Raw genomic sequence first — 9925 nt, 5'->3', positions numbered from 1 at the left:
GAAATCTGTTATTCCAAGGCGCCGCTATAAGAATACACCTCAAGAAAGAGTCGATTGGTGCTTATATCGGTATCGACATTTAGTGGAGAATGCTTTTGGAAGAATTAAGCACTATCGAGCAATATCAACAAGATATGACAAGCTAGCAAGAAATTACGCCAGTATGGTGTCACTGGCGTTTATGTTAATGTGGCTGCCGATATATTGCTGAACAACATTTGTACAGCAAAGATCAACAGACCCTAGTTATATTCACATTGTTTAGTATATATAAGACGTTAATAGCCCGTTAGCTCCATATAACCCGTACCTGTATGGCTGCCAGAGAGATGCACTGGGCCTTCCCAGTAGGGCGTTGATAATGGCATAGCGCTATTGGTATTGAGCGGGATGATAGTGAGATCGATATTTTCGCTGGGGATTTTTACTTGCCAGCTAACGGGATAGTCGCCATTGACTGTGTGTTGCCATTTAAGAGGCGTCATCTGAATGTCATTGGGATTGTTAGTGGAATTGATGTTGCGACCTGTGCCATCGGCAAACATTCTTCTGGCGCTATAAAATGCTGAGATAGGTGCATTCTTTGCGGACTCTGCCGGAGACTGATCCCGTAACTGAAACAACATCAGCGTCGAGCCATCGTTTAACCTGAGCGCGAACCAATCCCAGCCCTGTTGCGTTTTAGTGAGAAATTGCGAGCTCCATTCCCTGTCGAGCCAACCTTGGCCTGTGACTTGCTCCACTTTGCCATTGCGGTTGATTTCACCTGAAATTTCAATAAAGGGTTGGCTGTAATAGTAAGAGGCTACTTGGCCGTCGCGGCTTTTAAGGCTATAGCCGTTAACGCCTTGGTATTGCAGTGGCGCTTGGCTATTAAGCTGAAGTCGATAGCTAAAATCAGAATTCTCCACCGTTAAGGTCGCGGGAAAGAGTGCATTGGTTTCGCTCTGCCAGTGCCAGTTATCGAGGCGGATTTGATAAGGATCTAAATTCACCTCGGCAAACTCGCTATGGCGGCGTGACCACTTTTCGTGGGCCAAGTGAGCATTACTCGAGGTTAATGCACTGTGGGCTAAATAAAGCTGCTGAGTCTCCCAAGTGGATTCACTTTTGGGCGTTGCATCTGTTACTTGCGGAACTGTTGTTTGTAGAGCGATTGTTTGCAGAGTTGTGGGTTTCAGGGCGACTCTAAACTGCGTCCACTGGACGCCGAGTTGCTCACCTGTTTCTGTGGTTAAATTCGCGGTCAGATACCACCATTCCTGACGAAAGCCATTGTGCGCCAAGTGATCCCGCGGAAATTCAAATCTATAGCCGGGAACAACAGGCGTAAAAGCTAAATCATCTTGATTAGTAGAGGTTTTCCCCACCACATTGGCCATGGATTTGGACTGAGTGTTTTGCGTCGATGGCGTTTTATCGCAGCCGCCGATCAGCATTAACCCAACCACTGCCCATACAATACTGAGTGTTTTCATCACAGTGTCTCCTGCTGCAGACTGGCGACCAGTGGCTTGCGGGTTTGCCAATACAGCGGTAAGAGTACGGCTAAGGTGCAGGTGGTTAAGGCAATCAGTATTGCATGGCCGTAAGCTTGCCAATCCCAAATCATTTTTATCGTCCAGCCAAAGGCTTGCAAGGTGATCTTATTAATAAGTAGGTAACCTAATAGCGCGCCCGTTGGCATAGCGAGCAGGCAAGTGATCAGTACCACAATCAACATTTGCATAAACACCATACCGCGCAGAGCATTACGACTGACGCCGAGGGAATACAGTCGTGCCAGTGGCGCTTGCCTTGCCTGAGTCAACATTAAGCAGGCACTAAAGAGGCCAATTGCGGCGACAATCAAGGTTAAACTATTCAGCACTAAGGTAATGGAAAAAGTGCGTTTAAACATAGCGATAGCTTGGGTTTTAATCTTAGTTTGGCTGTAGATTTGCGCTTGGGATAAACCTAGCTCAGTCGCCAGTTGGACTTGTAGTTGATCCAGTTCTGCTTCACTTATCCTACTGCCTTGCTCTTTACCGCGAAAACTTGCCGCTAAACTCACCGGCAGTACAGGTAACTGGGCCCGTTGCCAAAGTGGCTGGCTGATAATGACCTCGTTTCGGGTATTGCCGTGGTCATAATAAATGCCGCCAATAATGGCTTTGCTGTTACCTGTTTTCTCAAGCACATCCAATGACACAGTATCACCAAGCTGTAATTGGTATTTGATGGCTAGAGGTTCGCTCACCAATACAACGGGTGCATTAAAGTAGGATTGCCACAATGTGGGCAGGCTTTCCTTAAGCGCACTGGTGTGCCGAGTCGAAAATTCATCGCGGCTGAGTAGGCTCACCGGAATCGTCTGCTCGCTCGGATTATCCGTTGAAACTGGCAGTGAAAGCTGGGCTTCAATCTGCCACTGCTGATAAAGACCGCTGACTCTTGGATCGTGCATCAATTGGGTTTGAATAGTGTCGATACGCTGGCTTGGTGGGCGGATATAGAGATCGGCATGCAAGCGAGTTTCTAGCCAAGATCGCAGGGTTTGTTCGAAGCTTCCAACGAGGGTGTTCATCGACACATTGGCACTGAGCGCCAGTAAGATCGCCATCATTGCAAGGGAAAGCGGTGCAATAAGCTCACGGGTTTCGGCGAGCAGATATTGCCATAATCCAGGACGCGCCAAGGGCATTAACGCACTGACGCCCCAATGCAATAATTGCGGCAACAATAAGGGAATAGCGATAGCGACGATACCGAGCAACACTAAGCTGATGTTATAGCTTTGGCTGAAGGGAAACAGCAGAGCCGCTAAGGTCAATAAGCCACAGGCTAAGGCAAATTGAATGCTATGGTTTTTGCGGTGTGCCTGCATTTGCTGATAACGATTCGCCCCTTGTGCAAGCGCTTGGCGCGTAAGATCTAAATACAAGGGCAAGCAAGCGGCGAGCGCGGCAATTAAGGTGAGGACAATTGCCTCAAAAAGCCAAGTCCATTGCCAAATACCGGGGAGCAAGTGGGCGCCATACATTTGCTCTAAGGTCATGGCGACCATAGGTTGCAGCCAGTGACTGAGTTGCAAACCACTGATAAAGCCCAGACTTGAACCTATGACAACTAACAAAATTAATTCGAACATCAGTGCCGTCATCAAGGCGCGGCGCTCTATTCCCTGTTGCAATAACTGCACTAACAGTTTTTGCCGTTTCATTAGGCTGTAGCGCACACCGTTATAGGCGATAAAGAGGCCGACAACGAAGGCTAACATGCTCATGGCATTAAGATTAAGGTGAAAACTGCGGGTCAGCGCTATCAGCGCTTGACCTTGATCTTGCTGGCTAAAGCTGGCCTTTTGGGGCGTAATCCCTAAAGCGTCGAGTTGGGATTTTAGTTTAGGTAGGTTTTCTCGCTCACTGAACATGGCGATATAGCTCAATCTGCCTTGCATGTTTAGTAATCGCTGGGCGAGGGACATATCGGCCAAGATGGCGCTTCCTAGACCAAAACTGTCATCAATTGCAATGACATCTAAGGTGCTATTTTCTAAAACAAGTTTACCGTCGGGCGCCACTTTGGCTGCTAGGCTGCGGCTCATGATTACTGTGGCTGCGCCGTTGATGAGATCGGCAAGCGGTAAGTCATTCATCTGTGGTGAGGTGGCTGATTGTGTGTCAGTCGAGGCGTTACTTCTCGATTTTTGTAGTGTTAATGCAGCGATCAAATCGCTGCCTTCCAGTTGCCAGAACTGACCGTTTTTACCGGAGATTTTGCCACTTACGACGGCGAGGCTCTGACTTAATCCGGCTCGTCTCAAGGCGAAATAGACAGATTCATCTAAAGTGTTTTGTCCTAGGGGCGGCGTGAGTAGCACATCGGCGCGTTGACTCAGTAACTCAGTCGCATCGCTATAGCTGCGCACGGCATTATCGTTGGTCGCTTTAACCCCAATAAGTAGCGTCACGGCCAAGGCGATACCGAGCAGAATGGCACCTGCTTGTATGGGCGCATGGCGATAATGGGCGATAAAAACCTTTAGGCTGAGCCACGTCAGCCTCAGCCAAGTTGACTTTAGCCAAGTTTGCTTAAGTCCAGTCTGTTTAAGTTCTGTTTGCTTAAGCGCTGTGGGAGTCGCCTTAGTGAGCTGTTTATTGTTCATAAATAGCGACTGCACCTTGGGATAAGTGCCAACGTTTTTGCATAAAGGCGGCGCACTCTTCGCTGTGGGTGACCATCAAGATACTGGTTTGGCTTTCCCGTGCCAGTTCACACAGTAGTGCCATCACTTGTTTGCCTGACACATCATCTAAGTTACCCGTAGGTTCGTCGGCCAGTAGCAAGGTCGGTTTATGGGCTAAGGCGCGGGCGATGGCGACACGCTGTTGTTGACCGCCTGACAGGGCTTCAATTTGGCGGTGAAGTAATGGCATCAGCCCAAGTTTTTTAACCAGATAGTCACACCAAGGCGACCATGGCTGCGCGGTTAAACTTAAGGAGAAGGCGATATTGTCTTTCACGTTGAGTGGCGTGAGTAAGTTAAATTGCTGAAACACGACACCTAAGGAATTACGTCTGAAACGGCTCCAATCTTTGTCTTGCCAAGTTGAGGTGGACGCTTGTTCTAGCAAGATTTCACCCGAGTCTGGCGTTTCAAAGCCGGCGATCAGGTTGAGTAAGGTGCTTTTGCCGCTGCCGCTGGGACCTGTAAGCGCCACGGTTTCACCTCTGTGGATCTGTAGATTAACCGCTTGCAGTACTTGATGATATTGCTCACCATCGCGAAAGCCTTTGGTGACTTGGTTAAGCTTAGCGACGTCGGCCATTGAGCAACTCCTTTATATCCATTGGCGGCGGGGGTGGTAAGCAGTGTTTCAAATTGCGGCGGCAACTTACTTAGTGGCCGCAATTTAGGATTGCCATTCTATGTTCAAGATAAAGCATTTTCTATTCAGATAGATACTGATTTTTCTTGTAATAGGATCATCTACTGAGTAACAAAACATAAATCGTCATTTGGTGTAAAAATAGTCAACTGGATTAAATCCTCCGCGAACTGTGAGCAAACGGCTTGAGCTGACGCCGCATTTGTTGCATTCTGTGCGTCCTGTTAGCTTGGGAGTAAATCTCAATCTAGCAATCCGTTCGGATGAAGGTAGCAGGAGAGTGGGGAATTGACCCCACACCGACGAGGCAACTTTGGTTTTACAGAAGCGAGTCTTCTTATAAAAACAAAGCACTCTTTCAGGTGCCGATAGGCGTGGACTGTTACTGGACGAGCCTCTGGAGAGACTACCAGTTGCATTCATTGTGCAATCAGGTGGCGCCGAAGGCGAAAGTGTCGTGGTGTTATTGTATAACCTGCGACGCGAAACGCTCAGGCAAAAGGACAGAGGAGAGGATGACTGCACAGTCCCTGTCGTTTGTCGTCGTGGGCTATTTTTACTCTTTTGCTTGAGATGGAGCACTTTTGCTCTTATTGAAAGCACTCGTGTAGAGCTCTCGCTTGCTACGCTTTTAGCGTTCAGCTTAGGCGATTCTCGGCCGAGATTAGGTCAAAATAGTTCGCTATAGCGTCCGACTGCGGCGCGTCACAGCCATTTCTTTTCCTCCTCCGTTTATTAATTTTGTTGTTTAATATTCGAGGAATATCATGAGTTTTCAAGCTTTACTTGCCAGTATTAATGGCATCGTCTGGGGCCCAATTACCCTTTGTTTGCTGGTGGGTACAGGGGTTTACCTCACTGTGCGTCTCAAGCTTATCCAAGTATTTCGTCTGCCGATGGCGATGGGATTGTTGTTTAAACCCGCCAAAGGTCATGGGGATTTATCTTCCTTTGCCGCGCTTTGTACTGCGCTGTCCGCCACTATCGGTACCGGTAATATTGTTGGCGTGGCGACGGCAATAAAAATGGGTGGCCCTGGGGCGTTATTTTGGATGTGGCTGGCGGCATTTTTCGGCATGGCGACTAAATATGCTGAATGTATGTTGGCGGTAAAGTACCGTACCACCGATGCTCGTGGGCAGATTGCGGGTGGCCCTATGTATTATATCGAGCGCGGCCTTGGTCTGCCTTGGATGGCGAAATTGTTCGCTCTCTTTGGGGTTGGTGTGGCCTTTTTCGGTATCGGTACTTTTGCACAGGTTAACGCCATCAGCGATGCACTGACGATTGCCTTTGAGGTGCCGACTTGGTTGACTGCAACTGTGTTGACTGTGTTAGTTGCCGCAGTCACTTTGGGTGGCGTAAAGCGCATTTCAAATGTGGCGCAAAAACTTGTGCCTGCGATGTCGATTGGTTATGTGCTGGCCTGCGTGTGGATCTTAGTCGGTTTCTCCGAGCAGATTTTACCCGCCTTAGCTTTAGTGATTGAATCTGCCTTTACGCCACTCTCAGCTGCGGGGGGCTTTTTAGGGGCGACAGTCGCGCAGGCGATTCAAATCGGTATTGCCCGAGGTGTGTTCTCGAACGAATCTGGATTAGGTAGTGCACCCATTGCCGCCGCTGCTGCTAAAACCAATGAACCCGTTGAGCAAGGTTTGGTCAGCATGACGGGTACTTTCTTCGATACCATTATCATTTGCACTATGACGGGCTTAGTGCTGATCATCACAGGAGTATGGAGTGGTGAGACTGCGGGTGCCGCGATGACGAGTGCTGCTTTTGCTCTGGGAGGCTCAGCGCTTGTGGGTCAGTATTTGGTGACGATTGCGCTAGTGTGTTTTGCGTTTACAACGATTTTGGGCTGGCATTATTATGGTGAACGCTGTTGGTATTACTTAGTCGGTGAGCGCGGATTACGCATGTATCAAGTGGTGTTTTTGGTGCTGATTGCGGGTGGTGCTTTTATCAAACTGGATGTGATTTGGTTGTTGGCTGATACGGTTAATGGTTTGATGGCTATCCCTAACTTGATCGCTATTGTGGGATTGAGGCATATCATTATCGCCGAAACCCAAAGCTATTTTGCTCGTATTTTACCTAATCAAACCTTAGAGACGGCTTCTTAGAGACGGCTTATTAGTGTTTTTAAAACAACAAATTACTTCACATTATTTTAACTTTAACATTGTCGCCACTAAATTCTTCGTTTACTTTATAAGTGCTATTTTTAAATGCAGTGTTTATAAAATCGAGGGCTTTAGGGCGACGCCATGGAAAAAAGTAAACTTCGTACTTTTCGCAGTAGGATTTTATCCCACATAGCCTTGCCTCTCATTTTAATTATGGCGAGTGTTTATGGTGTAAACGCTTGGTTTAGTTATATCTCCTCAGAGAATCGGCTTTACCATAGCCTGACACAAGAGGCGAGTCATTCAGCTTCTCGTCTGCAGTTTCTGCTCGAGCATGCGCAGGCCAACACCCAAGGTCTTGCTGATTTTATTGGTTTTTTGTCAAGTAAAGAAGACATGAATGACACTGAGAGTGTTAAAAGTGTCTTGATGAATCGAGTCAAACGTAACCCTGATTTTTTTGGCTCCGCAGTCGCGTTTAAACCTAATACCTTCCCCAATCGAAAGCTCTTTTCCCCCTATGTTTACCGCGATACAAGTGGTGGTAACGATTTACACTACCTCGATATTGGCGCCGAAGGCTACGACTATACCGATGGCACTTGGGATTGGTGGAGCAAGGCTATCAATCAAGCGAACGGTTATTGGTCAAAGGCATACTTTGATGAGGGGGCGGGGAATATTCTGATGTTGACCTATTCGGCTCCTTTTGGTGAGGTAGGCAATTATTTTGGAGTCGCCACGGTTGATTTAGCCTTAGATGGATTGCCAAAACAATTGGGGATTGCACCAAATCGTCTGGTGGTTTTAGACGATCAAGGGCGGCTTATTTATCATGTAGATAAAGAAAAAGTGCTGGCAACGACTTCAGCCCAGTGGCTCGATAAGAATAAAAATGCCGATTTTTGGACGCTACAGGATAAAAGGCTTGATGGTCAAACAAGGTTTGTTGATAACCAAGATGTTGTTTATCTTGCTAGTATTGCGACTGTACCGCAATTAAAGTGGCGTGTGATTGTATTAGCGCCAGAACAAGATTTATTCAACTCCCTGCTTGATGATCTAGCATCTATCATCCTCAATTTAAGTTTATTAACCCTTTTATTATTGCTGACCTGTTATCTCGCGGCGAAACGGTTAACTCGGCCGCTAGAGCTACTCGAGTCGGGTATCTTGTCCTTTGGACAGGGTAAAACTCAGCAGCTCATTGTACCTAAAGGTGCCGTGAGTGAAATTGTGACGCTGAGTACTACCTTCAATCAAATGGCGGAATTACTCGCAGAACGTGAACAAGCCATTCTTGATTCCCGCGGTAATCGCTTTGCGCGCCTAATTGATGGCATGAGTGAAAAGTCTTTCTACTGTTCCCTCGAACCCAATGGTCAACTCGCCCAGGTTAGTGAGGGGGTAACTAAGGTGTTGGGGATTACCCCTGATTTGCTCAAGCGCAAATATCAAAGGCTCTTCTCGGCTAATCCCCTCAATGAGAAGAACTGGGAATATACCGATTTAGCCTTAAAGGGCCAAAATGTGCCTTCGCACCAAGTGGAAATGCTGGATGAAAAAGGGCATTTAAGAAGGCTCGATGTGTTTATGCAGCCATTATTATCAGATACGGGTGAGTTAATGTCGGTGGAGATGTTATTTACCGATGTTACTGAGCAGTTTTCGGCGGCGGCTTGGTCAAATGCCGTGCTTGAGGCTGCGCCTGAGGCCATGTTGATTGTCGACCAACAGGGGTTAATCGTTTTTACTAACAGTCGCTGTCAGCAGCTCTTTGGATACGAAACGGGCGCTATGCTGGGTTTGCAGGTTGAGGCGTTATTGCCGCAAGAGTTAGGAAACGGGCATGTACTTGAGCGGCAAACATTCCTGCGCGAAGGCCGCGATAGAGGCATGGCAAATGCCCGTCATGTTCGGGCTTTAAAAGCCGATGGTAATGAATTTATTGCGGAAATAGCGCTGAGTATTCTTCCCCCTGCCTTTGATGGACAAAGGCAAGTGGCGGCTTCAATACGCGATATGACGCAAAAACTGGCCGTTGAGCAGAAGATCCGTGATAGCGAACAGCGTTTTCGTGGCTTAGTGACTAATATTCCCGGCGCCGTTTATCGGACTCGTATCGCGGATGTATGGTTCATGGAATATATCAGTGACAATATTGCTGAGATTACGGGTTATGCAGCGAGTCAGTTTATTGAAAATCGCCAACGTACTTTTGCTTCGCTGATTTTAGAGGAGGACAGACCTACATGTCATTTGCATATTGATAGGGCACTCGCGCAGCAAGAAACCTTTGAAGTGGAATATCGTATCCGCCATCGCGATGGCAGTGTGCGCTGGGTGCATGAGAAAGGTAAGGCAAGTTATACCGAAGAGGGCGTTCCACTTTGGTTCGACGGCAGTATTGATGACATCACAGAGAGTAAGCTTGCTATAGGGCAGTTGGAGGCTTCGCGCCTGCAATTGACCAATATTACAGAGTCTATTCCTTGTACCGTATACCAATTGTTATGGCACTCGCCTACTGATCGCAGATTTACCTTTCTCTCTGGTGCGGCAATGAAAATGCTGGGGCTACATCGTGATGATCTTATTAGTAATTTTGACACCATCGCTGAGCGGATTTTTGATGACGAAAGGCCGGATGTCGTGCGAGCACTTTCGGGTAAGAGTTGTAGTGGTCAACTAAATTTGGCCACGGTTTTAGAATCTTCCCAAAATCTTCGCTCTGATTCATTTGGGCTTAATCCTGCATTATAATGATGTGGCCTGACTTGGCTGTAATAGCCAATAATATAATCAGTCACATCTTGTTTAGCTTCAATAAAACTCTTATAGCCTTGCGTTGGCACCCATTCCGTTTTTAAACTCCTGAAAAATCGCTCCATTGGCGCATTATCCCAGCAGTTACCTCGACGGCTC

At 47.4% G+C, this 9925-nt stretch carries 6 protein-coding genes, 1 pseudogene and 1 riboswitch; of the genes and pseudogenes, 3 read left to right on the top strand and 4 right to left on the bottom strand.

Features of this window, described 5'->3' with window-relative positions:
• Positions 1 to 211 (top strand): transposase (locus tag L5M11_RS23245; RefSeq protein ID WP_263193394.1); only part of this gene is annotated, 211 nt, incomplete at its 5' end.
• 67 nt (positions 212 to 278) lie between these two features.
• On the opposite strand, the gene L5M11_RS23240 is transcribed toward L5M11_RS23245, so the two are convergent.
• From L5M11_RS23240 to L5M11_RS23230, 3 genes are read right to left on the bottom strand one after another with little or no spacing between them, the layout of a single operon-like run.
• Positions 279 to 1478: a lipocalin-like domain-containing protein gene (locus L5M11_RS23240; RefSeq protein WP_263193393.1), complete on the bottom strand. Its 1200-nt coding sequence runs from the start codon at positions 1476 to 1478 to the stop codon at positions 279 to 281.
• A complete protein-coding gene (locus tag L5M11_RS23235; RefSeq protein ID WP_263193392.1) occupies positions 1478 to 4147 on the bottom strand; it encodes an ABC transporter permease in 2670 nt (889 codons plus the stop codon). Before L5M11_RS23235 ends, L5M11_RS23240 begins: the two co-directional genes overlap by 1 nt.
• Positions 4137 to 4811 carry an ABC transporter ATP-binding protein gene (locus L5M11_RS23230; protein WP_263193391.1) on the bottom strand — a complete coding sequence of 225 codons (675 nt, stop codon included), beginning with the start codon at positions 4809 to 4811 and terminating at the stop codon, positions 4137 to 4139. Before L5M11_RS23230 ends, L5M11_RS23235 begins: the two co-directional genes overlap by 11 nt.
• A gap of 447 nt (positions 4812 to 5258) precedes the next feature.
• A riboswitch (glycine riboswitch) is annotated at positions 5259 to 5388 on the top strand.
• Positions 5389 to 5638: 250 nt separating this feature from the next.
• Here L5M11_RS23230 and L5M11_RS23225 point away from each other — a divergent pair.
• Entirely contained in the window at positions 5639 to 6997 is a 1359-nt protein-coding gene (locus L5M11_RS23225; RefSeq protein ID WP_173246737.1) for an alanine/glycine:cation symporter family protein, read from the top strand.
• A 144-nt stretch (positions 6998 to 7141) separates the two neighbouring features.
• Positions 7142 to 9676, top strand: a pseudogene (locus L5M11_RS23220) (PAS domain S-box protein); the annotation flags it as partial.
• An 8-nt stretch (positions 9677 to 9684) separates the two neighbouring features.
• Here the strand turns inward: L5M11_RS23220 and L5M11_RS23215 are convergent.
• Positions 9685 to 9925 (bottom strand): integrase core domain-containing protein (locus L5M11_RS23215; protein WP_263193388.1); only part of this gene is annotated, 241 nt, incomplete at its 5' end.

It is taken from the genome of Shewanella sp. SM87, assembly GCF_025653705.1.
Taxonomy (GTDB): Bacteria; Pseudomonadota; Gammaproteobacteria; order Enterobacterales; family Shewanellaceae; genus Shewanella; species Shewanella oncorhynchi.
Note: the sequence above shows the minus strand (reverse complement) of the source record. Positions and strands in the feature narration are given on the sequence as shown.

Bases quoted from the DNA above. Each gene is read 5' to 3' on its own strand.
- L5M11_RS23240 (WP_263193393.1), bottom strand. From the start codon at position 1,478: ATGAAAACACTCAGTATTGTATGGGCAGTGGTTGGGTTAATGCTGATC.
- L5M11_RS23235 (WP_263193392.1), bottom strand. From the start codon at position 4,147: ATGAACAATAAACAGCTCACTAAGGCGACTCCCACAGCGCTTAAGCAA.
- L5M11_RS23230 (WP_263193391.1), bottom strand. From the start codon at position 4,811: ATGGCCGACGTCGCTAAGCTTAACCAAGTCACCAAAGGCTTTCGCGAT.
- L5M11_RS23225 (WP_173246737.1), top strand. From the start codon at position 5,639: ATGAGTTTTCAAGCTTTACTTGCCAGTATTAATGGCATCGTCTGGGGC.